Annotated in this window: 24 protein-coding genes; 15 read left to right on the top strand and 9 right to left on the bottom strand. The window is 74.1% G+C overall.

From position 1 onward, the window contains the following. Window positions 1-12 precede the first annotated feature (12 nt). Window positions 13-1,383, bottom strand: a complete 1,371-nt coding sequence (locus Ani05nite_RS02070; RefSeq protein WP_203763730.1) for an FAD-binding oxidoreductase — start codon at window positions 1,381-1,383, stop codon at window positions 13-15. A 143-nt stretch (window positions 1,384-1,526) separates the two neighbouring features. Here Ani05nite_RS02070 and Ani05nite_RS02065 point away from each other — a divergent pair, with 143 nt between their 5' ends. From Ani05nite_RS02065 to Ani05nite_RS02055, 3 genes are read left to right on the top strand one after another with little or no spacing between them, the layout of a single operon-like run. Beyond that, complete coding sequence (locus tag Ani05nite_RS02065) at window positions 1,527-2,963, top strand: aldehyde dehydrogenase family protein (protein ID WP_203763727.1); 1,437 nt, start codon at window positions 1,527-1,529, stop codon at window positions 2,961-2,963. Between the two features lie 57 nt (window positions 2,964-3,020). Then, window positions 3,021-4,259, top strand: coding sequence for a TIR-like protein FxsC (locus Ani05nite_RS02060; RefSeq protein WP_203763724.1), 1,239 nt, complete (start codon window positions 3,021-3,023; stop codon window positions 4,257-4,259). Further along, window positions 4,259-6,346 (top strand): KGGVGR-motif variant AAA ATPase, encoded by a 2,088-nt coding sequence (locus tag Ani05nite_RS02055; RefSeq protein ID WP_203763721.1) that lies wholly within the window; start codon window positions 4,259-4,261, stop codon window positions 6,344-6,346. Before Ani05nite_RS02060 ends, Ani05nite_RS02055 begins: the two co-directional genes overlap by 1 nt. On the opposite strand, the gene Ani05nite_RS02050 is transcribed toward Ani05nite_RS02055, so the two are convergent. Further along, entirely contained in the window at window positions 6,293-6,973 is a 681-nt protein-coding gene (locus tag Ani05nite_RS02050; protein WP_203763718.1) for a toll/interleukin-1 receptor domain-containing protein, read from the bottom strand. The genes Ani05nite_RS02055 and Ani05nite_RS02050 overlap by 54 nt on opposite strands. A gap of 63 nt (window positions 6,974-7,036) precedes the next feature. Then, window positions 7,037-7,402: a VOC family protein gene (locus Ani05nite_RS02045; protein WP_203763715.1), complete on the bottom strand. Its 366-nt coding sequence runs from the start codon at window positions 7,400-7,402 to the stop codon at window positions 7,037-7,039. Window positions 7,403-7,460: 58 nt separating this feature from the next. On the opposite strand from Ani05nite_RS02045, the gene Ani05nite_RS02040 reads away from it, so the two are divergent. Further along, the gene (locus Ani05nite_RS02040; protein ID WP_203763712.1) at window positions 7,461-7,907 is read left to right on the top strand and encodes a MarR family winged helix-turn-helix transcriptional regulator; all 447 of its coding nucleotides are present in this window, start codon (window positions 7,461-7,463) and stop codon (window positions 7,905-7,907) included. On the opposite strand, the gene Ani05nite_RS02035 is transcribed toward Ani05nite_RS02040, so the two are convergent. Further along, window positions 7,908-8,438: a GNAT family N-acetyltransferase gene (locus tag Ani05nite_RS02035; protein ID WP_203763709.1), complete on the bottom strand. Its 531-nt coding sequence runs from the start codon at window positions 8,436-8,438 to the stop codon at window positions 7,908-7,910. 105 nt (window positions 8,439-8,543) lie between these two features. Here Ani05nite_RS02035 and Ani05nite_RS02030 point away from each other — a divergent pair, with 105 nt between their 5' ends. Further along, window positions 8,544-9,239, top strand: coding sequence for a phosphatase PAP2 family protein (locus Ani05nite_RS02030; RefSeq protein ID WP_203763706.1), 696 nt, complete (start codon window positions 8,544-8,546; stop codon window positions 9,237-9,239). Here the strand turns inward: Ani05nite_RS02030 and Ani05nite_RS02025 are convergent. Next, window positions 9,231-10,127 (bottom strand): alpha/beta fold hydrolase, encoded by an 897-nt coding sequence (locus tag Ani05nite_RS02025; protein ID WP_239129111.1) that lies wholly within the window; start codon window positions 10,125-10,127, stop codon window positions 9,231-9,233. The genes Ani05nite_RS02030 and Ani05nite_RS02025 overlap by 9 nt on opposite strands. Window positions 10,128-10,173: 46 nt before the next feature. Then, window positions 10,174-11,175 carry a hypothetical protein gene (locus tag Ani05nite_RS02020; RefSeq protein ID WP_203763700.1) on the bottom strand — a complete coding sequence of 334 codons (1,002 nt, stop codon included), beginning with the start codon at window positions 11,173-11,175 and terminating at the stop codon, window positions 10,174-10,176. A 390-nt stretch (window positions 11,176-11,565) separates the two neighbouring features. Here Ani05nite_RS02020 and Ani05nite_RS02015 point away from each other — a divergent pair, with 390 nt between their 5' ends. After that, window positions 11,566-13,014 carry a methyl-accepting chemotaxis protein gene (locus Ani05nite_RS02015; protein WP_203763697.1) on the top strand — a complete coding sequence of 483 codons (1,449 nt, stop codon included), beginning with the start codon at window positions 11,566-11,568 and terminating at the stop codon, window positions 13,012-13,014. Between the two features lie 10 nt (window positions 13,015-13,024). On the opposite strand, the gene Ani05nite_RS02010 is transcribed toward Ani05nite_RS02015, so the two are convergent. Beyond that, complete coding sequence (locus Ani05nite_RS02010; protein WP_239129110.1) at window positions 13,025-14,104, bottom strand: GNAT family N-acetyltransferase; 1,080 nt, start codon at window positions 14,102-14,104, stop codon at window positions 13,025-13,027. Window positions 14,105-14,247: 143 nt separating this feature from the next. Here Ani05nite_RS02010 and Ani05nite_RS02005 point away from each other — a divergent pair, with 143 nt between their 5' ends. Genes Ani05nite_RS02005 through Ani05nite_RS01965 form a run of 9 tightly spaced genes read left to right on the top strand, consistent with a single transcriptional unit; the run spans window position 14,248 to window position 25,023 of the window. Further along, the gene (locus Ani05nite_RS02005) at window positions 14,248-15,018 is read left to right on the top strand and encodes a polysaccharide deacetylase family protein (protein ID WP_203763693.1); all 771 of its coding nucleotides are present in this window, start codon (window positions 14,248-14,250) and stop codon (window positions 15,016-15,018) included. Then, entirely contained in the window at window positions 15,011-16,141 is a 1,131-nt protein-coding gene (locus Ani05nite_RS02000) for an aminotransferase class I/II-fold pyridoxal phosphate-dependent enzyme (RefSeq protein WP_203763690.1), read from the top strand. Before Ani05nite_RS02005 ends, Ani05nite_RS02000 begins: the two co-directional genes overlap by 8 nt. A gap of 26 nt (window positions 16,142-16,167) precedes the next feature. Then, window positions 16,168-17,424: a glycosyltransferase family 4 protein gene (locus tag Ani05nite_RS01995; protein WP_203763687.1), complete on the top strand. Its 1,257-nt coding sequence runs from the start codon at window positions 16,168-16,170 to the stop codon at window positions 17,422-17,424. Continuing rightward, entirely contained in the window at window positions 17,411-19,057 is a 1,647-nt protein-coding gene (locus Ani05nite_RS01990; protein WP_203763684.1) for a tyrosine-protein kinase domain-containing protein, read from the top strand. The genes Ani05nite_RS01995 and Ani05nite_RS01990 overlap by 14 nt, the downstream gene beginning before the upstream one ends. Next, window positions 19,050-20,354, top strand: a complete 1,305-nt coding sequence (locus tag Ani05nite_RS01985) for a lipopolysaccharide biosynthesis protein (protein WP_239129109.1) — start codon at window positions 19,050-19,052, stop codon at window positions 20,352-20,354. Before Ani05nite_RS01990 ends, Ani05nite_RS01985 begins: the two co-directional genes overlap by 8 nt. After that, entirely contained in the window at window positions 20,351-21,580 is a 1,230-nt protein-coding gene (locus Ani05nite_RS01980; protein WP_203763681.1) for an O-antigen ligase family protein, read from the top strand. Before Ani05nite_RS01985 ends, Ani05nite_RS01980 begins: the two co-directional genes overlap by 4 nt. Further along, complete coding sequence (locus tag Ani05nite_RS01975) at window positions 21,577-22,737, top strand: hypothetical protein (RefSeq protein ID WP_203763678.1); 1,161 nt, start codon at window positions 21,577-21,579, stop codon at window positions 22,735-22,737. The genes Ani05nite_RS01980 and Ani05nite_RS01975 overlap by 4 nt, the downstream gene beginning before the upstream one ends. 12 nt (window positions 22,738-22,749) lie before the next feature. Next, window positions 22,750-23,763: a GNAT family N-acetyltransferase gene (locus tag Ani05nite_RS01970; RefSeq protein ID WP_203763675.1), complete on the top strand. Its 1,014-nt coding sequence runs from the start codon at window positions 22,750-22,752 to the stop codon at window positions 23,761-23,763. Between the two features lie 9 nt (window positions 23,764-23,772). After that, window positions 23,773-25,023, top strand: coding sequence for an FAD-dependent monooxygenase (locus Ani05nite_RS01965; protein ID WP_203763672.1), 1,251 nt, complete (start codon window positions 23,773-23,775; stop codon window positions 25,021-25,023). Window positions 25,024-25,132: 109 nt separating this feature from the next. On the opposite strand, the gene Ani05nite_RS01960 is transcribed toward Ani05nite_RS01965, so the two are convergent. Together Ani05nite_RS01960 and Ani05nite_RS01955 are read right to left on the bottom strand one after the other, a co-directional pair. Further along, a complete protein-coding gene (locus tag Ani05nite_RS01960; protein WP_239129108.1) occupies window positions 25,133-25,723 on the bottom strand; it encodes a GNAT family N-acetyltransferase in 591 nt (196 codons plus the stop codon). A gap of 18 nt (window positions 25,724-25,741) precedes the next feature. Next, window positions 25,742-26,593 (bottom strand): DUF72 domain-containing protein, encoded by an 852-nt coding sequence (locus tag Ani05nite_RS01955; protein WP_498366859.1) that lies wholly within the window; start codon window positions 26,591-26,593, stop codon window positions 25,742-25,744. Window positions 26,594-26,643: the final 50 nt, after the last annotated feature.

Below are 26,643 nucleotides of genomic sequence, written 5' to 3'. Positions count from 1 at the left end.
CCGCCGGCGGGCTCAGCCCAGCGCCGGGATGACCGAGGCGAAGACGGTGTCCGGGTCGTAGTGACGCTTGGCGGCCAGCAGCCGGCCCAGGTTCGCGCCGTAGGAGTCCCGCGCCCGGTCCTCGTCGGCCGGGCCGAGCAGGTTGGGGTAGCCGCCGGGCAGCGCGACCGGGTCCAGCGCCGTGGCCAGCGCGTCGGCCCAGTCGCGGTGGGCGGTCACCGGCTCCCCCGGCCGCCACGACGCGATGATCTCGACCACCGTGTGCGGGCGGCGCTGGGCGAAGGCCGTGGCTTCCGGGTCGACCCGCGACGCCGCGCCGTGGAAGCGGTTGAGCACCAGCGCCGAGTACGGCGAGGTGATGTCGGTGGCCGCGGCCACCAGCGCGGTCACCGCCGTACCGGGCAGGGCAGGCAGCCAGCGGTGCCGCAGCAGGTAGTGGTTGCCGTCGACCATGCTGCGGTCGAACATGGTCAGCGCGGCCTCGTACGGCATCGGCGCGACCTGGTCGACCACCGGCCGGCCCAGGGAGCGCAGCCGGTCCACCACGCGCTCACCGGCGGCGAGGTCGGCGCCGCACCAGAACGGGCACAGGAACGCCAGCGGCCGGCCCTCGGGACCGGGCAGGAAGCCGGTCATGACGCTCAGCTCGTCCGGGGCGCCGGCCATGATCTCGTCGTATCCGGCCAGCACGGCCCCGGCCTGCGCGAACGGGAACATCAGCATGCCGGCCAGCACGGCGGGGACCTCGTGCAGCCGGTAGCGCAGCTCGGTGACGACGCCGAAGTTGCCGCCGCCGCCGCGCAACGCCCACCACAGCTCGCTGTCGTCGTGCGGTCCCGCGGTCACCGTGCTGCCGTCGGCCAACACCACCTCGGCGCCGAGCAGGTTGTCCAGGCTCAGCCCGTACCGGCCGATCAGCGCGCCGTAGCCGCCGACGGTGGTGGAACCGGCCAGCCCGACCGCGCGGACCACCCCGGTCGGGGTGGCCAGCCCGTACGGCGTCGTCGCGGCCACCAGGTCGGCGGTGATCGCGCCACCCTGGACCGTGGCGGTACGGCCGGGTGCGTCGACGGTGACGCCCCGCATACCGGTGAGGTCGACGACCAGTCCGTCGCCGCGCAGCGCCCGGCCCGCCCAGTCGTGCCCGCCCGCGCGCACCGACAGCGGCACACCGGCCTCCCCCGCGGCCCGGACGGCGGCGCTGACGTCCGCGGCGTCGCGGCAGCGGGCGATCACGGCCGGCTGCGCCGTCACCGCGGCGTTCCAGACCTGGCGGGCGGCGGCGAACCCGGCATCGCGCGGCTCGAGCAGGCGCTCGCCGAACCGGGGCCGCAGGGCCCGGAGCACGCTGTCGACGGCGGCCGGGCTGGTGGTGGTGGACATGCGGCGACCGTACCGTGCGGTCACGCGGCGTGAAGTCACGAACACGACTGAGCCTACCCGCGGCGGAAAACCCAGGCAAATTCGTCACTCAGGGACGGCGCTACTGTGGGCTCGCCTCAACGTCCGCCCCGGCTGGGAGAGTCATGCAGCATCAGATGTTCGTCGACGGCGCCTGGATCCCCGCGCTGTCCGGCGCCACCACCGTCGCGACCAGCCCGGCCACCGGCGAGCAGCTCGGCACGGTGCCCGAGGGCGACCGGTCCGACGCGCGCGCGGCGATCGCGGCCGCCCGCAAGGCCGCCGGCGGCTGGGCGCGGCTGTCCGCCTTCGGCCGGGCCGCGCTGCTGCACCGGGTGGCGGACGTGATCGAGGCCCGCCGCGACGAGCTGGCCCGCACGCTGACCCTGGACCAGGGCAAGCCGCTGCGCGCCGAGGCCTACGACGAGGTGGACGAGCTGGTCACCTACTGGCGGATGGCCGCCGAGGACGGCAAGCGGCTCGGCGGGCTGCTGCCGAACTCGGCCGGCGCCGGCAAGCGCGCGCTGCTGGTGCGGCGCCCGCGCGGCGTGGTCGGCGTGATCACGCCGTGGAACTGGCCGTACACGATGCCCGCCGAGCTGATCGCGCCCGCCCTGGCCAGCGGCAACACCGTGGTCTGGACCCCGGCGCCGACGACCGCCGTCGCGGCCGTCGCGCTGGCCGGCTGCCTCGCCGAGGCCGACCTGCCGCCGGGCGTGCTCAACCTGGTAACCGGCCCGGGCCCGGTGGTGGGCGACGAGATCGCCCGCAACCCGGGTACGGACGCGGTGGCCTTCATCGGCTCCACGGCCACCGGCCGGTCGGTGGCGAGCGCCGCGGCCGGCAAGGCGACGCTGCTGGAGATGGGCGGCAACGGTCCCCTGGTGGTGCTGGCCGACGCCGACCTCGACCGAGCTGTCGAGGGCGCGCTGCAGGCCTGCTTCCTGTGCGCCGGCCAGAGCTGCACCGCCGGCGAACGGCTGCTGGTCGACCACGCGGTGCGCGAGGACTTCGCCGAGCGGCTGGCCCGCGCGGTCAAGGAGCGGATCCGGCTGGGCGACCCGCTCGACGACGCCACCACGATGGGCCCGCTGAACAACGCCGGCGTGGCGGCCAAGATGGACGAACACGTCGCCGACGCCGTCCGCCGCGGCGCCACGGTGCTGACCGGCGGGGCCCGCGCCACCGGCTTCGCCACCGACCTGTACTGGCCGGCCACGGTGCTCACCGACGTCCCGGCCGACGCCGCGGCCGCCACCGAGGAGACGTTCGGCCCGATCGCGCCGATCGTCGGCATCAGCGGGCTGCCGGAGGCGATCGAGCTGACCAACGCCTCCCGGTACGGGCTGCTGGCCGCCGTCTACACCGCCGATCTGAGCGCGGGGCTGGCGTTCGCCGACGCGGTGCGCACCGGCTGGGTCAACATCAACGAGTCCACGAACTACTGGGAAAGCCACCTGCCGTTCGGCGGGCGGTCCGGGTCGGACAGCGGGCTGGGGCGGGTGGGGGGCGCGCACCCGATGGAGGCGTTCACCGAGCTGCAGACGGTGATCATCGGCTGAGCCCGGACGTGGCGAGGGACTAGACTCCGGGGTGCCGCGCACGCCCGGGAGGTGTAGGTGCTGTATTTCTTCCTCAGCTACGCCCGGGGCCGCGACGACGTCTACGTGCACCAGTTCTTCCAGGACCTGTCCCAAGAGGTCCGAGCCCTGGCCGGACTCGGCCCGGAGGCCGAGGTCGGTTTCCTGGACCATCGCAGCATCCAGCCGGGTGACGTCTGGCCCGAGACGCTCGTCGATGCATTGTCGCGCTGCCAGGCGTTTCTCGCGCTCTGCTCGCCGGCCTATTTCCTCAGCGAGCCGTGCGGCCGGGAGTGGGCGATCTTCGCCGAGCGGGCCCGCCGGCACCGGCGCCACCTGGGCACCAGCGGGTCCGGACTGATCCCGCTGCGCTGGCTGCCACCGCGCACCATGCCCACGGCGGCCCAGGTCGTCCAGTACGTCCCGGAGCCGCCCCATGAGGCAGGGAGCGAGCGCGGCATCCGGCAGTTGCTGCGGATCCAGCGCAACCGAGACGACTACCTCGAGTTCGTCACCACCGTGGCCGAGCTCGTGATGGACGCCGCGACCAACGACCCCCTGCCGGCCGCCGCGGACCGCGTGCGGCTGGAGCTGGTGCCCAGCGCCTTCCACGACCCGGCGCCACCGCACCGCGGTGGCCTGTCACCGATAGAGACCCAGGGGCTGCTGGCGCCCTCCGACGAGGTCTACTTCGTCGTCGCGGCGCCCACCGCGCAGGAGGCCGCCGAGGAGAGCATGGGCCGCGGCGACCGCCAGTTCTACGGGGACAGCGCGCGCGCCTGGTCGCCCTTCCGGCCCGTGACGACCGCGCCGCTGCTGGACGAGGCGATCCGGATCGCCGCGGACCGGAGCCTCATCGCCCACGGGGCAACGCTCGACGAACTCGATGAGTGCCTCCGCCGGGCGCGGCGGGACAACCAGATCGTGGTGCTGCTGGTGGATCCGTGGAGCACGAGGATGGCCGACCACCACGACGTCCTGCACCGCTACGACCGGCGCGAGGACCACCCGGCCGCCGTGATGATCCTGTGGAGCAGGGACGACGAGGAGACCCAGGCCAACGCGCGCGAACTCACCAGCGCGCTCGGGCGCACGTTTCCCCGCAATCTTCTGCGACCGCACACCATCACGTTCCGGCAGGCCGTGCTGACGCCTGAGACCTTCCGCGCCGACCTGCAGATCATCCTGGAGGAGTTACGCAACCGGGCGATCGCGCACGGGCTCCGACGGCCACGGCCGGGACCGGCCGGATCAAGGGCGATACTGGAGGGACCGTAGTGGTCGCCGCGAGTCCTCCGCGCAGCCGCAACGGGCGTGTCGTCACCTTCTACTCCTACAAGGGTGGCGCCGGCCGCACCATGTTGCTCGCCAACATCGCCTGGTTGCTGGCCCACAGCGGACACCGGGTGCTCGCCGTGGACTGGGACCTGGAGGCGCCCGGGCTGCACCACTACTTCCGTCCCTTTCTCAGGGACCGCCGGCTACTGAACACCCCCGGCATTCTGGACATCATCCGGGAGCACAGCAGCCGCGCGATCAACACCGGACCGGCCGGGGACGGCGTCGGGCCGCAACCGGCGAGCAGCGTTCTGGACTATGCCGAATCTCTGCAGTGGCCGTTTCCCGGCCACGGCATGCTCGACTTCCTGCCGGCCGGCCGGCAGGACCACACGTACCCGGTGGCGATGGGCACCTTCGACTGGGCCGCCTTCTGGAGCGAGCAGGGCGGCAACCGGATCCTGCACGCCCTCCGGGACGACATGGTCTCGCACTACGACTACGTCCTCATCGACAGCAGGACCGGGATGAGCGACACGACCGGCATCTGCACGGTGGCCCTTCCCGACATGCTGGTCGCGTGCTCCGCGCTCAACACCCAGAGCATCGAGGGCACCGCCACCATCGTCGGCAGCGTGCTGGGCCAACGCGGCGGCCGGCCGATCCGGATCATCCCTGTACTGACCCGGGTGGGGACCGGCGATGGCTGGGCTGACCGCCTCACGACAGCGCGGAACCTGGCGTCGTGGCACTTCCGGAAAGCCCTCGCGGCGTCGATGACCGGCACCGCCGACCGCTTCGAGGAACTCATCGAGATTCCCGAGGAACCGTCCTTCGGCTACGAGGAGATCCTCGCCGCGTTCGCGTCCGAAGCCGTCCGTTCCGGGCCCGTCCTGCCCGCGCTCGGGCACCTCTGCCGGGCGATCACCGGCCGGGACGTCTCTCCGCTCGGGACTTTCGGACCCGATCATCGCAAGCGGCAGGACGCCTTCCTGCGGCCCCGGGCCTCGGGCGTGCTCATCTGCCACATGGGGGACGATCTCCCCTGGGCCCTGTGGGTGTCCGCGCAACTCGGCGATCACGGTGTGGACGTCACCCGCCGTCCTGTCCGCTCCGGAGAGGAGCTGTTGCCGAGCCTGCCCCGCGATCTCTGTGAGACCTTCGCCGCCGCCGGCTGTGGCACGATCCTGGTGATGCACACCGTCGCGGGTGAGCCGTTGGTCCGGGCCGTGCACCAGGCGGCCCGCGAATACGGAATTCCGCAGGGGCTCGTGGTGGTACACGCCGAGGACGTCGGCGGCGGGCCGGAGCTGCGCGACGCGAGGTCGGTCAGGCTCGCCGGGCTCACCGATGAACAGGTGCGCGCCGACCTCATCGCTCAGGTCCGGCCGGGGCGTCCGGTGGAGGTTCCCGTCCGGGCCATACCCCCGGCGCGGGTCCGGCCCCGCGCCGGGAACGACCGGTCGCCGATGTCGAACCTGCCACCGCGGATCGCGTCCTTCGTGGGTCGGGAGAACCTGCTCGAGGACCTGTACGAGCGGATGTTCCTGGGCGAGGGCCACCATGTGCAGCGCCTGCACGGTGTCGCGGGCGTAGGCAAGAGCACCCTCGCGATCGAGTACGGACACCGCTTCGCCGACCGGTACGACCTCGTCTGGTGGGTCGCGACCGCACAACCGGCCGCGGCCCGGACGATGCTGAGGCAACTCGCTGACCGCCTCGGCATAACGGGCGCCGACCGGGGCAGGGGTGCGGTCCTCCCCCGGCTGCTCGACGGCCTGTCCCGGGGAGAGCCGTACCGGCGTTGGCTGTTGACCTTCGACGGAGCCGACAACGGTCTGGACGGCATCATCGAGGCGTTGCCCTCGGGACCCGGGCACATCATCGTCACCTCCCGATCGACGGCGGCGGTAGCCGGCAACGGGCTCGAGGTGCCGAGACTGTCCCGCGATCAGAGCATGATGTTGCTGAAGAAGCTCGCGCCGGGCGTCCCGGCCGCCGAACGCCGCCGGCTGGCGGCGGAGGTCGACGACCTACCCCAGGCGCTGGTCGACGTCGCCCGAGGACTCGGTGGGGGGTACGTTTGACACCCGCGGGAAGTCCGCCGGATCGGGGAGCGGGGCAGCGCCGGCGTGCCCGGTGTGCCCGGTGTGCGGCATGCTGCGGACCAGCGTCAGAATCTCCTCGAGAAGGTCGCGCTCGCTGCGGTTCGGCGCCTGGGCGACCGGCTGCGGCAGGGGGATCGCGGTTACCTGCTCGCCGAATTCCGGCCAGAACTTGTCGAAGAGCCGCTCCAGCCGCTGCCCGGGCTGGGGATCACTCACCTGGGCGTTGAGCGCCCGGACCAGCCCCAGGAAGTCCGAGCGATCATGGACCGTCGTGGCCTGAAAGCTCGCCAGCGGCCCAGTGACGTCGGCTTTGGCGATGTGCAGCAGGAGCGTCCACACGTACGCCTTGTCGTTGACGGCCTTGGCCAGCGACCCCGCTTCGAAGTTGAGCCACGGGGAGGCGACGTTCTCCGGCGTGACACAGACGATCCCCTGAGCGGTCTCCCTGAGCTGCGCGAAGAGCTCCTCCCGCCAGGGCACGCCCTTGGCGAGATCGTTGTCCGACATCCAGGGCTTGACCCCCGGCACGAGGAGCGGCAGCCAGTCGACCAGCAGGTGGGCGAGGTGGCGGCTGGGCTCGCCGGACCAGCTGATGAAAACCCTCATCGCGCCTCCTCGCCGCCGCTGCGCCCATGGTAACGAGGCAGCGGGACGCCGGTCGCCGGGAGCTCACTGCTTGTCGTGGACGGTGACGGCGTAGCCGTCCGGGTCGGTGAAGGTGAACGTGCGCCCGAACGGCCCGTCGAACGGCGGCGCCGCGATCGGCACGCCGGCCTCGGCCAGCGCGTCGTGCAGCGCCTGGGCGTCCGTGCTGTGCAGCCACAGCGCCACACCCAGGCCGGGGCGGCCGGCGTCCAGGTCGACGCCGGGCAGCGGCTGCCGGACGGCGAACGGGACCGGGCTGGTGGCGAACACGACCGCGCCGGGCGGGCCGGCCGGTACGCGGCGCAGGCCGAGCCGCTCCTCGTAGAACGCGGCGGCGCGGTCCAGGTCGCGCACCTGCAGGGCGATGAAGTCGGGTCCGGTGACGGTCATGGCGATCTCCTCTGTATGTCAAAGTCCTGACATCCAGAGGCTATGTCAGAATACTGACATGGCGCAAGCGGAAACGGTCGGTCCGGTGGAGAACGCGGTCGGCTACGTGCTCAAGGAGGCAGCGGTCGCGCTGCGCAACGCGATGGACCTGGAGCTGCGGCCGTTGCAGCTCACGGTGTCGCAGTACGCCTGCCTGGAGCTGCTGGGTCAGCGCCCGGGGATGTCCAACGCCGAGCTGGCCCGCGGCGCCTTCGTCACCCGCCAGTCGATGAACGTGGTGCTGCAGGGCCTCGAGGAGCGCGGCCTGGTCACCCGGCCGTCCGTCGCGGCCCGCGGGCGCGAGCTGCCGGCCGAGCTCACCCCGGCCGGCCGGGACCACCTGCGGGCGGCCAGCACGGCGGTGCGCGGCGTGGAACGGCGGATGTGCGCCGGCCTGAGCCCGGACCGCCAGCAGGAGCTGCTCGACACCCTCGCCGCCTGCGTGCGCAACCTCGACCCGCGCTGATCAGCCCTCGGTCAGCTCGCCGCGCAGCAGGCCCATGGTGAACTCGTCGTACCACCGGCCGTCGCGGCGGAAGACCTGGCGCAGGCGGCCCTCCTCGACGAAGCCGACCCTCCGGTACGCCCGCCGGGCCGGCTCGTTCTCGGTCACCACGGTCAGCGTGATCTTGTGCAGGCGCATCTTATCGAAGCCGTACCGGCACACCGTGCGCACCGCGTCCGTCGCGTACCCCTTGCCCCAGTAGTTCTTCTCACCCAGATAGATGTCCAGCTCCGCGATGCCCAGCTCGGGGGTCGCCCCGTGCAGCCGGACCAGGCCGATCAGCTGGTCGTCGGCCTGGGCCTCGATGCCGAGCAGGACGTCGCCGTGCACGTTGCGGCCGCGCTCCTCGCCCAGCCAGCGCGTCATCCGGGCCAGCGACTGCGGATAGTTGTCCTGCATCCAGCGCATCACCTGCGGGTCGTGGTTCCACCGCCACAGCGCCTCGGCGTCGGCCGGTTCCATCGCCCGCAGGCGGACCAGATCTCCCAGCATGGTTGCCAGAACTACCACGGGCGGCGCCGGCCCGCGACCCGATATCGCCGCCGGCCGGCGCTGCCCGCGCCGATTCGGAAACCCGATCCGGGGTAGAGAAGAGCCATGAAGCTCGGCCTGCGCCTGACCACGGCGTCCGTCCTCGCGCTGCTGGTGCTGGTGCCGTTCGCGCTGATCGCGGCGCTCGTCTCCGGCGGCTGGGGCCCGCTGCACGACCTGGACGCGACGGTGACGGACGCCCTGCACGGCTGGGCCGTGGGCCACCCGCACGCGACGAAGGCCACCGTGTGGTGGACGAACATCTTCGGGCCCACCCCGCTGCGGATCGCGGCCCTGGGCCTGGTGATCTGGCTGCTGCGCCGCCGGGCCCGGCGGCTCGCGCTGTGGGCGGCCACCACGATGGTGGTCGGCGGACTGCTCGGCGCGCTGCTGAAGCTGCTGGTCGGCCGGCACCGCCCCGACCTGCTCGACCCGGTGGCCCGGGCCACCGGCTACTCGTTCCCGTCCGGGCACGCCCTCAACGCGGCCCTGGCCGCCGGGGTGTTCGTGCTGGTGCTGCTGCCGGTCGCCCGGGGCGCCCGGCGGTGGGTGCTGTGGGGCGCGGCCATCGCGGTGACGGTGCTGACCGGGCTGAGCCGGATCGTGCTGGGCGTGCACTGGACCAGCGACGTGGTGGCGGGCTGGCTGCTCGGGGTCGCGGTGGTCGCGGTGACGGCGGCGGCGTTCCCGCGGGTGCGGGCCACGCCGGTGGTCGAGGAGGGGCTCGAACCGGAACTGGCCCAGAGCCCGGCGTCACCCTGAGCTCTCCGCCGGGGCCTGGGCGGCGATCAGGTCGGCGAGGTGCTCCGGCAGACCCGGGGAGAAGTAGACGTGGCCCATGCCGGGGACGATGTGCAGGCGGGCCCCGGGAATCGCGGCGGCCACGGCCGCGCCGTGGGCCGGCGGGAAGATCGGGTCCTGGTCACCGTGGACGACCGTGGTGGGGGCGGTGATCGTCGACAGCGGAGCCAGCAGGTCCGGGCCCATCCGGGCGCCGATCAGGTGGTGGTGGGCGGCGGCGGCCGGGTCGGTGGCCCTGGCCCAGCAGCGCTGGAGCATCGCCCGGGCGGCCGGCTCGTCGAACGGGCGGACGTCGCCGTTCATGACCTTGAAGAGGGCCACGTCGGCTTCCACGCCGGCCGGGTCGCCGTCGGTGTCGGCCAGATGCCGCAGGAAACGCGGGGTCGGCGGGGGCAGGTCGGCGGGGTCGGCGGGCTGCCCGGCGGCGGCCCGCTGCCGGCCGGGGCCGGGATCGTGGCCCATCGGGGTGGTGGACAGCAGGGTCAGGGCGCTGACCCGGGCCGGCCGGTGCACGGCCAGCCACTGCGCGACCACGCCACCCATCGAGGCCCCGGCGAGGTGTGCGGACGGCAGCCCGTGGGCGTCCAGCACGGCCAGGGCGTCGGCGGCCAGGTCGGCCAGGCCGTACGGGTGCCGGTCGACGTCGACGATGCTCGAGCGCCCGGTGTCGCGATGGTCGAACCGGATCACCTGCCGGCCGTGGGCGACGAGGCGCTCGACCAGCGCGTCGGGAAACGTGATGCCCTGGGCCGCCGCGCCCGCGATCAGCAGGACGGCGGGGTGACCGGGGCGCCCGGTCCGTTCGGTCCACAGGCGCAGCGGACCGGAGCTCACGAAGGTCTCGGTCATGACCGGTGACAGTAGGCGGTCCATCGACCCGACGTGCGGGTGTTTCTCACGCCGGGACGCCGGCGCCGGCCGGGGCCGCGCACCTCGGCCTGGTACGGCGCTGGTAGGACACGGCCGCGACGGCCAGGGCGATGCCGTAGCCGCCGAACGACAGGCCGGCCGCGGCGATCAGGTACGGCGGGTTGCCGTCGCCGGCCAGCACGCCGGTCGCCAGCAGGACGGCGACCACCACGAGGATGACGCCGTACCCGCTCAGCGTGGGCGCGATCAGCCACACGGGCGTCAGCGGCAGCGCCCGCGGCACCCGCCGCCCGGACAGCCACAGCGTCCACCGCGGGAAGGCCATGCCCCACGGCCGGACCAGGCCCAGCAGCAGGAAGTCGGCCAGCGCGACGGCGCCGGACAGCGGCACGATCCAGATCGGCGGCGGCCGGAACCCGGGCGGCTCGATGCCGGGCACGCCGAGCGCGCCGAGGGTGTGCGCGCCGGCGTAGAGCAGAAAGATCAGGCAGCCCGCGTAGGCGGCACGGCGGACGCCCCGGGGCGCGGCGTGCGGGACGGGATACCGCCGGGCCGTCCAGCCGGCCGGATGCCGCCGCCCGCAGCGGACGCAACTGCCGGTGCTGCGGCGGTGCCAGGCCACGGCGGCGGCGCTGAACAGGACGCCGGCCAGGACGAAACCCAGCCGCTGGGCGAAGGTCAGCCAGTTGCTGTGGCCGTGCGGGTCCTCCACCCGGCCGGTGAGGACCAGGGAGATGAGGTCCAGCAGCACCCAGCAGCTGGACGCCAGGGCGAGCACCGCCACCGCCGCCTGCCCGGCCGTCACGGCCCGGGCCGGCACCCGCGCCGCCCACGGGGTGAGCGTCAGCCCGGCCACGGCGGCGCCGGCGAGCAGAACCGCGACCGCCGGCCCGACCAGCGCCCGCGTCCCCAGCACCGGGTGGTCCGCGGTCACGGCGGCCACCGCCAGCGCGAGGGCGTAGGCGGCCGCCCACGCCGCGGCCGCCGGGCCGATCCAGGCCGGCCATCGCTGCCACAGTCGGCGCATGAGGTCCTCCTCGGGCGGGAGGCCATTGTGGGCGGATTGCTGCTGGGCGCCGGCTGAGAAGCTCTCAGCGCATGCTCAGGACCGTCCGGGGCAGGTTCGAGCGGCGCAGGAAAGGCCGGAACCCGGGTGGGCGCGGTCCCGCCGGGGGCCGGCCGGGCGCTCGCGGGCGCGATCTCCGTCGAATGCCTCAGTTCGGGCCACCGGCGTTCGATGGGAGAGGTGTGTCCTGATCGTCCGGGGAGAGTGAGTTCGTTGCTCGGTTTCGCTTCGCTGCAGCGCAGCGTCGGTGCCCGTGTGCTGGCCGCATTCCTGTTGGTCACCACCATCATGGTGGGATTCGGGATATTCTGCATGTACCAGCAGGGTCAGGCGAACCATCGCGCCTCCCAGATGACGGTGCGTGATGTCATTCCGCTGGAGCACCTGCGGGCCGCCCAGGCCGCGCACTACCAGAGCACCATTTTCGGCCTGGTCGCCGCCAGCCTGCTCAATCCGGCCGCCCGCGCGGACCTCGCCAAGACCGCGCAGGTCTTCGAAGCGAGCACCGAGGCTTCCCTCGCCGAACTGCGCGCCAGCGCGCCGTCGACCATGGTGCCGGCCGTGGACCGGATCATCGCCGACCGCAAGGCGTTCCTCACCGCGCACCGGGCGCGGGAGGCCGCCACCGCGGCGGGCGACAGGGCCGCGGAGGCCGAGTTCGACGCTCAGGCCGCCAAGCTCGCCGGCCAGCTCGGCGGCGACTTCGACGCGATGGCGAACCTGCTGCGCGAGGACGCCGCCGCCCAGCGCGCCGAGATCGCCGCCGCGACCTCGCGGGTGCAGCGGGTCACCGTCGTGGTGCTGGTGGTCGTGGCCCTGCTCGCCGTGCTGCTGGGCTGGCTCGTGGTGCGCAGCATCCGCCGCCCGGTCAGCGGCCTCATGACGGCGATCGACCGGCTCGCGGCCGGCGACCTCAGCCAGCGGAACGAGGCGACCGGGAACGACGAGATCGGCCGGATGGGCGACGCGTTGCACCGTGCCGTCGCGGAGATCCGCCGGATCGTCTCCGGCGTGGTCGAATCGGCCGTCGCCGTCGGCAACTCCTCGGGCACGCTGACCGCGACCAGCCAGCGCCTCGCGGATGCGGCACAGGCCACCTCACACCGGGTCGACGAGGTGTCCAGCACCGCGGCGCGGGTGTCCACGAACGTTTCCACCATCTCGACGGGGGCGTCGGAGATGGGCACGTCCATCCGGGAGATCGCGCAGAACGCCGCCGAGGCGGCGCTGGTGGGCGAGGAGGCGGTGCGCGCCGCGCATTCCACGAACGACATCGTGGGCAAGCTGGGCGAGTCGTCCGCGGAGATCGGCAACGTCCTACGCGTCATCACCTCCATCGCCGAGCAGACCAACCTGCTCGCCCTGAACGCGACCATCGAGGCGGCCCGGGCCGGCGACATGGGCAAGGGATTCGCCGTGGTCGCGGGCGAGGTGAAGGATCTCGCCCAGGAGACGGCGCGGGCGACCGAGGACATCGGCCGGCGGGTGCAGGCCATCCAGAGCGACACGAACGCGGCAGTCGGCGCGATCAGCGAGATCAGCGAGATCATCGGCCGGATCAACGGCTACCAGACCATGGTGGCGGCCGCCGTCGAGGAGCAGGCCGCGACCTCGGCGGAGATCAGCCGCAGCGTGGCGGAGGCCGCCCACGGCACGAACGCGATCGCGGCGGCGGTGACCGAGGTGGCGGACGCGACCGGCACGACCGGCCGGGCCGTCTCCGACACCGAGCGCGCCTCGGCCGAACTGACGCAGCTCAGCGCCCGGCTCCAGGACCTGGTAACGCACTTCCGTTACTGACAGCCGCCGGTCAGCGGCTCACCCGGGCCAGGCGGGCCACCGCCCGCTGCTTGAGCGCGAATCCCTCCTTGGCCGCGTCCCGCAACCCGGCGACCAGCGGCGACCGGGACCGCCGGGCCCACGGCACCGGCACTTCCGTGGTGCCGTACTTGGCCTTGTAGGCGTTGCCGCCGACGAAGTCGAACTCGGCCACCCCGCGCTGTTTCGCCCAGCGCAGCGCGTGCCAGATCAGCGCCTCGTTGGGGCGCAGGTGCTGGTGCTCGCGCCAGCTGGCCCCGCCCCAGAAGTACATCGTGCGGTGGTACCAGGGCAGGACCGCCGTCGCGATGCAGCGGCCCTCGCCGTCGCGGGCGCGCAGCAGCAGGAGGCGCCCGCCCGGGGCCAGATTGCGGATCAGCGCGCGGACCCGCTCGATCGAATAGGTCGGCACCAGATTCTGTTTGGCGAAAACGTCGCGCAGCTGTTCGTGGAATTCGCCGGCGAATGTGTCGTCGGCGGGATCGGCTTCCGCCACGACCACCGACGACTTGGCCGCCTTGCGAATATTGCGGCGGCAGGCGCCGGTCATCGCGCCGAACAGCGCGTCCTCGTCGGGGGTCAGGTCGATCACCGCGGTGGGGGCCGCCGCCCAGCGCAGGCCCAGGCCGGCCAGGTCGGGCTCGGTCAGGCCGCGGTCGCGCAGCTCCAGGTGCGCGCAGCCCAGCTCGCCGAACGCGAACGGCACCAGCGCCTCCAGCGCGGCCCGGCGCGGCACCCCCGGATCGAGGTTGAAGCCCAGGTAGGAGGTGGTCCAGCCGGCCATCGGGCTGCCCAGGATCCGCAGGCCGTAACGCCTGGTGAGCAGCCCGGTGAAGTGCCCGACCGGACGCGGGCCGTCGGTGACCGTGGCCAGGACCGGCTCGGCACGCTGGGACTCGGCGACGAAGCGCAGCCACGGCTCGGTGTGGAAGATGAGGCGGTCGTCGTACGTGGCCCGGTCGGCCCACAGCGCGGCCGTCGGCTCCGCCCGGTGCAGTCGCAGCATGAAGATCTCCCCGGGCGGCTCGATAAATAGGCCCTCCTGCCGGATGATGCCCCGCCGCGCGGCCATTCCGCAAGGACCGTCCGGACCCCCGATGAATTGAAGTGAAGAGTCTTCATGTTCGTTATGACAATTGCTACTGACGCGACCCGGCCCCCATTTGTCAGGGTGAGTGCATCGCCGGACCGAGCACGGACAGGGGTGCCACGAGCGTGGAGTCGCCTACCGGTTTCCAACGACGGCTCAACGAGCTGGGGCTGCGCAGCAAGCTGCGGGCGCGCCCCCGGATGCAGGGCCGGGTGCTGGCGCCGGCCGGGATGTTCAAGCGGCTGCCGGCCACCGCCGGGCTGTACTTCCCCTTCTACCACGACGTTCCCGCCGCGTACGCCGGCGATCTGGGCCACCACCTGCGCACGTTCCGCCGCCTCGGCCCGCTGGTGTCCTGGGACACCGCGCTCGACGTGCTGGCCGGGCGCCGCCCGCTGACCGGGCCGATGTTCTGCCTGTCGTTCGACGACGGGCACCCGAGCTGGCCCGACGTGCTCGCCCCGATCCTGGCCGAGCTGGCCGTGCCGGCCACCTTCTTCCTCACCTCGGGGCTGGTCGGCCGGCCCGGCAACCTGACCTGGCGGGACTGCCGGGAGCTGGCGGCGGCCGGGCACCGCTTCGGCTCGCACACCGTGACCCATCCCCGGCTGGCCGACACCGACGACGACGCGGCGGTACGGGAGATCCTCGACTCCAAGAAGGAGATCGAGGACCGGCTCGGCGCCGAGGTGCGCGACTTCGCCGCCCCGTACGGCAACCCCGCCGTCGACTTCCTCGACCGCGACCTGCGCACCGTGCGGGAGGCCGGCTACCGCAGCTTCGCCACCACGCTGCGCGCGCCGATGCACCCGGGCGACTCCCCGATGGCCATCCGCCGCCAAGGCCTGCACCCGGCCTGGCCGCTGTGGGCCGTACGGACGCGGGTCCATGACTGACGCGCGCATCTACCTGTCCCCGCCCGACGTCAGCGACGTCGAGCGCAAGCTGCTGCTGGCCGCGTTCGACTCCAACTGGGTCGCGCCGGTCGGGCCCGACCTGGACGCGTTCGAGGCCCAGGTCGCCGAGCTGACCGGCGTGCGGCACGCGGTGGCGCTCAGCAGCGGCACCGCGGCGCTGCACCTGGCCCTGATCACGGCCGGCGTGCGCCGCGGCGACACCGTGCTGGTGCCCTCGTTCACCTTCGCCGCCAGCGCCAACGCGGTGATGTACCTGGGCGCCCGGCCGGTCTTCCTGGACAGCACCGCCGACACCTGGAACATCGATCCCGACCTGGTCGCCGAGGAGCTGCGGCTGCGCGCCGGCCGCGGCCAGCTCCCCCGGGCCGTGATCGCCGTCGACATGTACGGCCAGTGCGCCGACTACGAGCCCCTGCTGGAGGCCTGCGACCGCTACGGCGTCGCGCTGATCGAGGACGCCGCGGAGGCGCTCGGCGCGACCTACCGGGGACGCGCGGCCGGCTCGTTCGGGCTGGCCGGGGTGCTGTCGTTCAACGGCAACAAGATCGCCACCACCGGGGGCGGCGGCATGCTGCTCACCGACGACGGCACGGTGGCCACCCGGGCCCGCTACCTGGCCACCCAGGCCCGCGAGCCGGTGCCGCACTACGAGCACCGCGCCGTCGGCCACAACTACCGGCTCAGCAACCTGCTCGCCGCCGTCGGCCGCGGCCAGGTGCAGCGCCTCGGCGACCTGATCGCGGCCCGCCGGCGGACCTTCCGGCACTACCGCACCGCGCTGGGCGACCTGCCCGGCCTGACGTTCATGCCGGTCGCCGACTACGGCGAGCCCAATCACTGGCTCACCTGCCTGCTGGTCGACGCCGCGGCGTTCGGCGCGGACCGGGACCGGATCATCGAGCACCTGGGCCGGCAGCACATCGAGGCGCGGCCCGCCTGGAAGCCGATGCACCTGCAGCCGGTGTTCCGCGACTGCGTGGTCCGCGGCGGGGCGGTCAGCGCCGGCCTGTTCCGCCGCGGCCTGTGCCTGCCCAGCGGCTCCGCCCTCACCGACCAGGACCGCGAGCGGGTCGTCGCCGCCGTCCGCGCGGTGGCCCGATGACCGCCCAGCGAAGGAGCAGGCCCGGGATGCGCATCGTCTATATCCACCAGTACTACTGCAATCCCGGGATGACCGGCGGGATCCGCTCCTACGAGCAGGCCCGCCGGCTGGTCGCCCGGGGCGACGAGGTGCACGTCATCACCACCGACATCACGCCGGGCCGGCGCTCGCTGGGCTGGCGGCGCACCGACGACGACGGCATCCAGGTGCACTGGTTCTCGGTGCCGTACTCCAACCACATGTCCTTCGCCCGGCGGCTGCGCGCCTTCGCCGAGTTCATGGTCCTGGCCGCGGCCAAGGCCACCGCGCTGAAGGCCGACCTGGTCTTCGCCACCAGCACCCCGCTGACCGTCGCCGTGCCCGGCGTCGTGGCGGCCAAGCTGCGCCGGGTGCCGTTCGTCTTCGAGGTGCGCGACCTGTGGCCGGAGGTGCCGATCGCGCTGGGCGTGCTGCGCAACCCGCTCGTCCGCGGGCTGGCCGGCGCGCTGGCCAACCTCGCCTACCGCAGTGCCGAGGAGGTCGTCGCCCTCTCCCCCGGCATGGCCGCCGGGGTCACCGCACGCCGCCCCGGCACCCGCACCACGGTCATCCCCAACGCCGCCGACCTGGCCCTGTTCGAGGTCGCCCCGGCCGCCGTCCAGCGCTTCCGCGAGGAGCACCGCTGGCTCGGCGACCGGCCACTGATCGTCTACACCGGCGCGCTGGGCGCCGTCAACGGCGTGGAGTACCTGGTCCGGGCCGCGCGCCGGATGGCCGAGACCGACCCGGAGATCCGGGTGCTCATCGTCGGGCACGGCAAGGAGTGGGCCGAGACCGAGCGGCTCGCCGCCGGGTACGGGCTGCTCGGCCGCAACGTGCACATGTGGGAGCAGGTCCCCAAGGCCGACCTGCCGGTGATCCTCGGCGCCGCCACCATGTCGACCAGCTTCGTCCGGCCGGTCCGCGCGCTGTGGGACAACTCCGCCAACAAGTTCTTCGACGCGCTCGCCGCGTCCCGGCCCATCGCCGTCAACTACGGCGGGTGGCAGGCCGACCTGCTGCGCGAGACCGGCGCGGGCCTGGTGCTGGACCCGTACGACGCCGAGCGGGCGGGCGCGGAGCTGGCCGCGCACGTCCGCGACGAGCTGTGGCTCAAGCAGGCCCGGGAGGCCGCCCACCGGCTCGCCGTGCAGCGGTTCTCCCGGGACCTGCTGTTCGCGGAGTTCGAGGCCGTCCTGACCCGGGCGGCGGCCGCCCGGGGACCGCGCCGCGCGATGACGGGAGCCCAGAGTGGAACTGCGTGAGTACGCCCGGGCCTGCCGGCGCCGATGGTGGTGGCTGGTGGTGCCGGTGCTGCTGGCCGCCGGGATCGCCGCCGGGCTGAGCCTGACCGCGCCGCCGGCGTACCGCTCCTCGATGGTGCTGTTCGTGACCACCGGCGCCGGCGACCCGGACGCCAAGGCGAGCCGGCTCAACTCCTACATCGCGCTGCTGACCGGACCGCGCGTCGCCGAGAGCGTCCTGGCCCGGCTGCGGCTGCCGCTGAGCACGGCCCAGGTGCAGGCCAGCCTGTCGGCCCAGGTGCAGGAGGGCACCGACCTGCTGGTGGTCTCGGCCACCGACGCGTCCGCCGGGCGCAGCCGGGACATCGTCGTGGCCGCCACCGCGTCGCTGGTCAGCCTGGCCAAGCAGCTCGACCCCCCGAGCACCGCACCCACCGACGGGCCCACCCCGTCGGTCTCCGTCGCGCAGAACGCGGTCACCACCGAGGTGCCCGGCAACCTGGTCCGCAACGTCGGCTTCTCGGCGGTGCTGGGGCTGCTGATCGGCGCCGGCGCCGTCGCCGTCCGCCAGGCCACCCGCCGGACCGTCGCCGAGGAGGACGACCTGCGCCGGCTCGGGCTGGACGCGGTCGGGGTCATCTCGCTGGGCGGGCGCGGCGGGCGTCACGGCCACCCGGACGAGGCGCTGGCCGAGGCCTTCCGGCGGGTGCGCAGCCTGCTGCCCGACCTCGCCCGCACGCGCGGCGAATCCGCCGACGGCGACCCCGGGCGCGGCTCGTCGCTGCTGCTCACCGGCGCGCAGGCGCAGGAGGGCACCACCGCCGTCGCCTGCGGGCTGGCCATCGCCCTGGCCGAGACCGGCGCCACGGTGGTGCTCGTCGACGCCAACCTGCGCAGCCCCGGAATAGGCCGGTACCTGGCCCTGGACACCAGCCGCGGGCTGACCGAGGTGCTGTCCGGCGTGGCCGGCGTGCCCGACGTGCTGCAGGACTCGCTCGACGGCCGGCTGACCGTGCTGCCCTGCGGCGGGCAGCCCGGTGATCCCGGCGAGCTGCTGGCCTCGCCCCGGCTGAGCGCCACCCTGCGCAGCCTGACCGAACGCTTCGACGTGGTGATCGTGGACGCGCCGCCGCTGCACGGCGTGGCGGACGCCGCCGTGCTGGGCAAGGTGACCGACAGCGCGCTGCTCGTCGTGCGCGCGCACCGCACCCGCACCGTCGACGTGCAGCGCTCGATGGACCTGCTGGAACGCGTCGGCGCCAAGCTGGCCGGCGCGGTGCTCAACGCGCTGCCCCGCAAGCTGCCGACCAGCGCCGCCTGGCACCGCGGGGCCGTGGTGCCCGCCGCCTCCGACCCCGAGCTGGTCACCCAGCTGTTCGGCGAACCGGAGCAGGGCAGCGGCGGGCCGGCCGGCGAGCAGACCGTGGTCGCCCGCCCGCACCCCGGCACCGCCCGCGGCCGCGCCCCGGTGGTCCAGGCCACCGTCGGCTCGCCCGAGGAGGCCGAGCTGCTCCCGCGCGACGAGGACGGGACGGTGGCCGCCCGCGGGCAGGCCCGGGTGGTGGTCGCCCAGCCCGCCGACGAGGCCGCCGGGGAGCCGCCGCACCTGCCGGCGCAGCGCGTACCGGACGAGAAGCCGCGGCCCGGTGAGTGAGCTGCAGGCCGAGCGCGCCGCGCCGCGGGCGGGGCTCGCTCCGGCCCGCCGCGGCGGCCCGGCGGCCTGGCTGGTCGCCCAGCTGCGCGAGCCGTACGCCGGCCTGGTCGCCTCGCAGCTGCTGACCGGCGGCGTGGCGCTGGCCGCCAACGTGCTGATGGTCCGCGCGCTGAGCCCGTCCGGCCGCGGCGAGGTCGCGCTCATCCTGCAGGTGGTGTACCTGGCCACCCAGGTGCTGCTGCTGGGCACCGAACGCAGCTTCGTGGCCAGCTACCACGACGTCACCCCCGCGGCGGCGGTCCGGGCCTACGCCCGGCTGCTCGTCGTGCCCGCCGGGCTGGCCCTGAGCGCCGCGGCCGCCTTCGCCGCGCTGGCGCCGCAACGGTGGAACCCGGGACCGGCCGTCATCGCGCTGATCGCCGCCTTCGCGCTGGCCGAGGCCACCAGCCTGGCCACCCGGGCCGTGGCGATCTGCGTCGGCCGGGTCCGCGACTTCCTGTACGCCCGCGTCATCGAGTCCCTGCTGCTGCTGGCCCTGCTCGTCACGCTGTTCGTGGCCGGCGACGCCCGCCCGGAGGTCTGGATCCTGGCCTACCTGCTGGCCGGGGTGGCGCCGACGCTGGCGTACCTGGTGCGGTGGCTGCGGCTGCCGGCCCCGCCCGCCGCGCCGCTGGCCCGCAACGGCACGGTACGCCGCGAGGGCCTCGCGCTGTTCCCGGCCGCGCTGTCCAACATGGCGATGCTGCGGGCCGACCGGCTGGCCCTGCCGGTGCTGGCGTCGACCTCCGCGCTGGGCCTGTACGCCAGCGTCGCCACGATGACCGAGCTGCTGGCCTGGCCGCTGCGCGCGTACGCGGACTCGCGCCTGGGCCGGTGGCGGGCCGCCGACCGCGAGGGCGCCCTGCGCACCCGCCCGATCGTGGCCGCGGCCGCCGGCTACTGCCTGGTGGTGGGCCCGCTCGCGGCCGGCGCGCTGTACCTGCTGATCGTGCCGGTCTTCGGCGCCCAGTACGCCCCGGCCCGGGCCGTGGTGCTGCCGCTGGTCGCCGCCGCCGGCCTGTACGCCGTCTCCCGGATCAGCCTGGGCCTGCTCATCGCCCGCGGGTACAGCGCGCTGGTGTCCGCGGCCGAGATCACCGGCTTCGCGGTCAGCTTCGCGGCGTACCTGCTGCTGATCCCGCCCCTGGGCATCCGCGGCGCCGCGTACGGCTCGCTGATCGGCTACGGCGCCTGCCTGCTCTTCGCGGTCGTCACCAGCCGGGTCACCCGGGACCGGCGCCCGCGGGAGGCGCCATGACCTGGCTGCGTGGCCCCCGCGTCTTCCTGGCCCCCGGGCTGGTCCTGGTGCTGGTGGCCATCGGCGGGCGGTTCACCCTGGACCGGGCCGGCTTCCTGGACCTGGCCTGGGTCGACCTGCGGGTGATCGGCCTGCTCATCGCCCTGGTCGCGCTGGCCGTCGACCTCGCCCGCCGGCCGGGCACGCCGGGCGCGCGCCGCCGCGAGGGCTGGCTGGTGGCCACCGTGCTGTTCTTCCTGTTCCAGATCGCCTCGGGGCTGTGGGCGCCGCAGGCCGCCCGGGTCGGCCCGCAGACGCTGGACCTGGTGCTGCTGGGCGTGCTGACGCTGGCCTCCTACGCGTACGCGATCGGCGATCCGGCCGCGGTCATCCGCCTCACCTTCCTGCTGTTCTTCGTGGCCGCGGTGGTCTTCGCGCTGGCCGCGCTGTTCATCAACGGCCCGGGTGAGCAGGGCCGCTACTCCGCGTTCGGCGGCGGGCCGAACGTCTTCGTGCGCATCGAGATCCTCGGCGTGATCAGCGCGGTGGCCCTGTTCCTGAGCACCCGCCGGGTGCTGCCGCTGCTGGTCACCCCGCTGTTCCTGCTGGCCGCGGTGCTGTCCGGCTCGCGGGCCGGCCTACTTGCCGGGGTCGCGGTCGGCGCCGCCGCGCTGCTCAAGATCCGCGGCCGGCTGCGCGCCGGGCCGGTCGTCGCCGCCGGGGCCGGGCTGGTGCTGGCCACGGCCGCCGTCTGGGCGTTCGCCCCGCCCGCGTTCACCGACCTGTTCCAGGAGCGGTTCGTCGAGCAGACCGTGCAGCAGCACTACCTGTCGGACCGCACCGACATCTGGGCCGCCGCCTGGCGGCTGGCCGTCGAGCACCCGCTGGCCGGCGCGGGCCTGGACGGCTTCTACGGCCTCATCGGCGTCAACCAGGGCGTCGAGTACCCGCACAACTACGTGCTCGGCGTGGCCGCCGAGGGCGGCCTGATCGGCATCGGGCTGCTGGGCACCGCGGTGGTGCTGTGGGCCCGGACCGTGCGCGGCGGCGGCGAGCGCCCGCAGCTGACCGGGCTCGCCGTGGCCGCGGCCGTCTTCGTGGCGCTGAGCAGCCTGTTCTCCGGCGACTACTACGACGCCCGGCTCGCCTGGATGTTCGCCGCCCTGGCCGCGGCCGCCGCGGTGGTCCCGGCCGGCAAGGCCGAGGCGGCGGCACCGGCCGGCCGGCGGGAGCCGGTGCCCTCATGAGCGACCGGGCCCGGATCGGCCGGCGGGCGGTGCTGCTGCTCGCCGCGGCCTCGCTGACCGCCGCGAGCGCGCCGCCACGCGCCGACGTACCGGCCATCATGGAACCGCTGCCGCTGCCGCCGGCGCCGCCGGCCCGCGCGGTCGAGCTCGCGCCGGTCGCCCACTGGGCGTCGGTGTTCCAGCAGAGCTGGGACTACCAGTACGAGAACAGCCTGCCGATGAGCCGGTCGGCCGACAGCTGGGACCACTACGACCTGTCCTACTCGGTCGACGCGTGCGTCGCGATGTTCCGCGCCACCGGCGAGCACCGCTACCTCGACCGGGCCCTGGAGTTCGTGGAGAACGTGGCCGCCGCGGCCCGCCCCTCGTCCTCGCTGCCCGGCAGCGGCTTCCGCGACCGCTACCGCGGCTGGGCGTCGAGCGCCTCCGGGCAGGGCGGCGACGAGGTCCCGCTCTACGAGAGCTACTTCTGGCGGTACGGCACCGCGCTGCTGCTGGCCATGCGCGACGACCCGGCCGTGCACGGCGACCCGGCCTACCGCGCCCGCCACGACCGGCTGCTGGCCTTCGCCGAGACCCACGTCTTCGACAAGTGGTACAGCCGCGGCCCCCGCGAGGCGATCTACCGCGAGCGCACCCACATGGCGGCGCACTGGGCGCTGATCGCCCTCAACCTGTCGCGGGTCACCGCCGACCCGGCCCGCCGCCGGCGCTACGTCGAGGTGGCCGGCAACATCGACCTGCACCTGCCGGGCAGCGGCGCGAGCCTGCGCGGGCAGCTGCGCCGGCACCCCGCCGAACCCACCGCGTACTTCTGGAGCGACGTCTGGGGCTCGGCCCGGCGGCCCGGGCAGGACGTGAGCCACGGCAACGGCGTGCTGGCCTACGTCGTGGAGGCCCGCGACTGCGGCCGGCCGTGGACGGTCGCCGACATGGCCGCGTTCGGGGCGCTGCTGACCCGGGTGATCTGGCCCGGCGGCACGACCTACCGCGCCTACGTGGACGGCACCGGCGCCGACAACGGCTGGTTCTCCGACGGGTTCGTCAAGCTGGGCCGCTACGACGCGGCCGTGCAGCAACGGCTGGAGCAGCACCAGGTCGTCAACGATCAGTTCGCCGCCAACATGGCGCTCAACGCCCGGATCCTGCGGTCGTAAGGAGGCAACACCGTGCAGGCTTCGCTGCTGGAACCCACGGCCCGCGAGTGGAAAGAGGCGCTGGAGGAGATCCCCCACGACATGTACCACGAGCCGGCCTACGTCGAGCTAGACGCGCGGCTGGCCGGTGGCACGCCGGCCGCGTTCCACTACGCCGAGGACGGCCGGCGGCTGCTGCTGCCGTTGATCCTGCGCGACGTGCCCGGCTCGCGGCTGCGCGACGCCCTCTCGCCGTACGGCTATCCCGCGCCGATCGCCAGCGGCGACACCGCCTTCTGGGCGCGGGCCTGCGCCGCGCTGCTCGAGACGCTGCGCGCCGGGGGCATCGTGACGGCGTTCGTGCGGATGCACCCCCTGCTGGCGGCGCCGCTGGACACGCTGGCGCGCTTCGGCGTCCTGGTCCGCCACGGCGAGACCGTCGCGATGGACCTGACCCTGAGCCTCGACGAGATGTGGCGCCAGACCCGCAGCGACCACCGCAACCACATCAACCGCGCCCGCCGCGCCGGCACCCGGGTCGTCTTCGACGACTGGGACCGCCTCGGCGAGTGGGTGGGCGTCTACCACGACAACATGCGCCGGGTCGGCGCGTCCCCGTACTACTTCTTCACCCGCGAGCACCTCGCCGCCCTGCACGACGCGGTCGGCGACCGCATGCACCTGGCCGTCGCGCTGGAGGGCGACGAGGTGGTCGGCGGCAACACGTTCTTCGAACACGACGGCATCGCCACCGGCTACGTCTCCTCCACCCGGCGCGCGCCCAAGCGGTACGCCGACGAGCTGCTGTACGACGAGGTGCGGCGCTGGTGCAAGGAGCGCGGGGACACCGTCTTCCACCTCGGCGGCGGCAAGGGCGGCAGCGACGACTCGCTGTTCTCCTACAAGGCCGGCTTCTCGCCGCGCCGGCACCCGTTCCACACCTGGCGGGTGGTCGCCGACCCGGACGCGTACCGCCGGCTGCTGGCCGAGCGCCGGCCCGGCGCCGACCCGGACGACCGGTCCGCCACCTTCCCGCCCTACCGTTAGGAGCTCGGCATGCGCATCACCTGCGTCGGCGGCGGCCCCGCCGGCCTGTACTTCGCGGTGCTGGCGAAGCTCGCCGACCCCGCGCACGAGATCACCGTGCTGGAACGCAACCCGGCCGGCGTCACGTACGGCTGGGGGGTGGTCTTCTGGGACGACCTGCTCGACGACCTGTACCGCTACGACCCGGTCAGCGCCGAGCGGATCAGCCGGGCGGCCTGCCGCTGGGACTCCTACGAGGTCCGCGCCACCGGCAAGGCGGCGACCCACCTGGCCGGGTACGGCTTCAGCCTGGGCCGGCGCGAGCTGCTGGAGATCCTCGCCGCCCGGGCGCTGGAGCTGGGCGTCGACGTCAGGTTCCGCGACGAGCCGGCCGAGGTCCCCGCCGCCGACCTGGTCGTGGCCAGCGACGGCGCCGGCAGCCGCATCCGCGAGCGGTACGCGGAGCACTTCGGCGCCGAGATCGAGGTGGGCCGCAACAAGTACATCTGGCTGGGCACGCCGCACGTCTTCGACACGTTCACCTTCGGCTTCGAGCAGACCGCGGCCGGCTGGATCTGGTACCACGCCTACCCGTTCGACGCCGAGACCAGCACGTTCATCGTGGAGTGCACGCCGGAGACCTGGAGCGGGCTGGGCCTGGACGAGCTGGACGCGGCGCGGGGGTGCGCGCGGCTGCAGGAGATCTTCGCCGCGCACCTGGACGGCCGGCCGCTGATCGACCACCGCGCCGGGACCGGCGGCACCGGCTGGCTGAACTACCGCCGGCTCACCACCCGGCGCTGGGACCACGGCAACGTGGTGCTGATGGGCGACGCGGCGCACACCACGCACTTCGCGATCGGCTCGGGCACGAAGCTGGCCATGCAGGACGCGATGGCCCTGGCCGACGCGCTGGCCGGCGGCGACGAGCCGGCGGTGGCGCTGGAACGCTACGAACACCGCCGCAAGACCGCGCTCGCCCCGCTGCAACGGGCGGCCAAGGCGAGCAGCGAGTGGTTCGAGCGGGTGCCGGACTACACGCATCTGCCGGCCAAGCAGTTCTCGTACGCGCTGGCCAACCGGCGCGGGGAGTACCCGATGTGGCGGTACCTGCTGCACGTCACCACGCAGAGCGCCGGGCCGCGGGTGGCGCTGCGGTGGGCGCTGAGCGTACGGCGGTGGCACCGGGCGCGGCGGCGGCCGGGGCTGGCGGCGGCGCCGGCGGTGGCGGGGCGGGCGCCGGAGCCGGCCCGGACCGGATCGGGCCTGGCCGCCGGCTGACCACCCACCGGTACAACCTGTCCAACCACCTGGCCCGCCTACGCGGCTGCGGGCTGGTCGTCGACCCCGGGGTCCGCGCCGACGCCGGCGCGCAAGGCCGCTGCGCGGGTCAGGTCTCCGGCTGACCGGCCGGCGCCACGGTCCGGCTCAGCACCCAGTGATGCTTGCCCAGCTGACGCGCGCGCCGGAAACCCTGGCTCTCGAACATCGCCGCCGTGCCGTTGTGCAGGAACGACGAGGACGGCGTACGGCCCTGCGCGTCCTCGGGATAGCTCTCCACCGTGCCGCCGCCGAGCCGCGCGATCTCCCGCAGCGCGCCGGCCAGCGCGGCAGCGGCGACACCCCGGCGGCGATGCCCCTTGTGGACGTAGAAACAGGTGATCCGCCAGTCGGGCAGGTCGCCCAGTCCCGCCCGGTAGGCCCGGCCGTGCTTGATGCGGGGCAGCTCGGCGGTGGGGCCGAACTGGCACCAGCCCACGCAGTCGGGGCCGTCGTAGACCAGTGCGGCGTGCGCGCGGCCCTGGTCCACCCGCTCCTGTTTGGCGGCTCTGTTCTGCGCCGCTGTCCGGCCCCGGCCGACGCCCTCCTCGTGGAAGGCCATGCACCAGCAACCGCCCCAGACGCCGTTCTGGCTCTCGACCAGGCGCGCGAAGTCGGGCCAGGTCGACGCGTCGAGGGCGCGCACCTGAAAGCCGGTCACATCCACCGCACTCTCCGATCAGAACAGGGTCAGCGGCCCGGCCGGCTCGGGCTCCGGCAGCGGCTCCAGCTCCGGGACGCGCGACCGGACCTCGTCGTGGAAGCGGCGGGCCAGCATCGGCGCGTCCGCGTTGTCGGGGGTGTGCACGAACACCGTGGGAGAGCGGCCCTCGCGCAGCCAGTCCGCGGTCGTGGCGACCCAGGGCTGCCAGCCCTCGATCGTCTCGGCGACGGCGTCGCGGCCGAGGTAACGCACGATCGGCCGGTCCGTCAGCGCCCGGGAGCGGCGCGGCACCCGCGGTTTCTTCGTCCAGGCGTCGCGCTCGGCGTCGCTGGTGGGCGGCTTGCCGTACAGCGTGGTGGTGTCGAACGGGACCCACTCGGCGTCCGCGGCGGCGAGCACGCCCTCCAGCGTTGCCGTCGCGTGGGCGTCGGTGAAGAAGGCCGGGTGGCGCACCTCCACGGCGTACCGGTGGGCGGCCGGCAGCGCCCGCAGGAAGCGCTCCAGGGCCGGGACGTCGGCCGGGGTGAACGAGCCCGGCAGCTGGATCCACAGCGCGTGCGCCCGCGGGCCCAGCGGCTCGATCGCGTCCAGGAAGATCCGCAGCGGGTCCTCGTAGCCGGCCAGCCGGCGCTCGTGCGTGATGACCTTGGGCAGCTTGAGCACCAGCCGGAAGGTCGGGTCGGTCTGCTGGGCCCACGTCGCCACGGTGTCGCGGGCCGGCGTCGCGTAGAAGGTGGTGTTGCCCTCCACCGCGTTGCACCAGCCGGCGTAGGCCCGCAGGCGCTCGCCGGCCGGCAGCGGATGCGGCACGAAGCGGCCCTGCCAGGACTTCAGCGTCCACATCGCGCATCCCACATGGAGCCGCATGGTTCGGACCTCCCGTCGCGATGGTAGGCGAGCGCCCGGGACGGCCGGAC

This window comes from Actinoplanes nipponensis, assembly GCF_016862275.1.
In the GTDB taxonomy this organism is placed as follows: Bacteria; Actinomycetota; Actinomycetes; order Mycobacteriales; family Micromonosporaceae; genus Actinoplanes; species Actinoplanes nipponensis.
Note: the sequence above shows the minus strand (reverse complement) of the source record. Positions and strands in the feature narration are given on the sequence as shown.

Bases quoted from the DNA above. Each gene is read 5' to 3' on its own strand.
- Ani05nite_RS02070 (WP_203763730.1), bottom strand. From the start codon at position 1,383: ATGTCCACCACCACCAGCCCGGCCGCCGTCGACAGCGTGCTCCGGGCC.
- Ani05nite_RS02065 (WP_203763727.1), top strand. From the start codon at position 1,527: ATGCAGCATCAGATGTTCGTCGACGGCGCCTGGATCCCCGCGCTGTCC.
- Ani05nite_RS02050 (WP_203763718.1), bottom strand. From the start codon at position 6,973: ATGAGGGTTTTCATCAGCTGGTCCGGCGAGCCCAGCCGCCACCTCGCC.
- Ani05nite_RS02045 (WP_203763715.1), bottom strand. From the start codon at position 7,402: ATGACCGTCACCGGACCCGACTTCATCGCCCTGCAGGTGCGCGACCTG.
- Ani05nite_RS02040 (WP_203763712.1), top strand. From the start codon at position 7,461: ATGGCGCAAGCGGAAACGGTCGGTCCGGTGGAGAACGCGGTCGGCTAC.
- Ani05nite_RS02035 (WP_203763709.1), bottom strand. From the start codon at position 8,438: ATGCTGGGAGATCTGGTCCGCCTGCGGGCGATGGAACCGGCCGACGCC.
- Ani05nite_RS02030 (WP_203763706.1), top strand. From the start codon at position 8,544: ATGAAGCTCGGCCTGCGCCTGACCACGGCGTCCGTCCTCGCGCTGCTG.
- Ani05nite_RS02025 (WP_239129111.1), bottom strand. From the start codon at position 10,127: ATGACCGAGACCTTCGTGAGCTCCGGTCCGCTGCGCCTGTGGACCGAA.
- Ani05nite_RS02020 (WP_203763700.1), bottom strand. From the start codon at position 11,175: ATGCGCCGACTGTGGCAGCGATGGCCGGCCTGGATCGGCCCGGCGGCC.
- Ani05nite_RS02015 (WP_203763697.1), top strand. From the start codon at position 11,566: ATGACGGTGCGTGATGTCATTCCGCTGGAGCACCTGCGGGCCGCCCAG.
- Ani05nite_RS02010 (WP_239129110.1), bottom strand. From the start codon at position 14,104: ATGGCCGCGCGGCGGGGCATCATCCGGCAGGAGGGCCTATTTATCGAG.
- Ani05nite_RS02000 (WP_203763690.1), top strand. From the start codon at position 15,011: ATGACTGACGCGCGCATCTACCTGTCCCCGCCCGACGTCAGCGACGTC.
- Ani05nite_RS01995 (WP_203763687.1), top strand. From the start codon at position 16,168: ATGCGCATCGTCTATATCCACCAGTACTACTGCAATCCCGGGATGACC.
- Ani05nite_RS01980 (WP_203763681.1), top strand. From the start codon at position 20,351: ATGACCTGGCTGCGTGGCCCCCGCGTCTTCCTGGCCCCCGGGCTGGTC.
- Ani05nite_RS01975 (WP_203763678.1), top strand. From the start codon at position 21,577: ATGAGCGACCGGGCCCGGATCGGCCGGCGGGCGGTGCTGCTGCTCGCC.
- Ani05nite_RS01965 (WP_203763672.1), top strand. From the start codon at position 23,773: ATGCGCATCACCTGCGTCGGCGGCGGCCCCGCCGGCCTGTACTTCGCG.
- Ani05nite_RS01955 (WP_498366859.1), bottom strand. From the start codon at position 26,593: ATGCGGCTCCATGTGGGATGCGCGATGTGGACGCTGAAGTCCTGGCAG.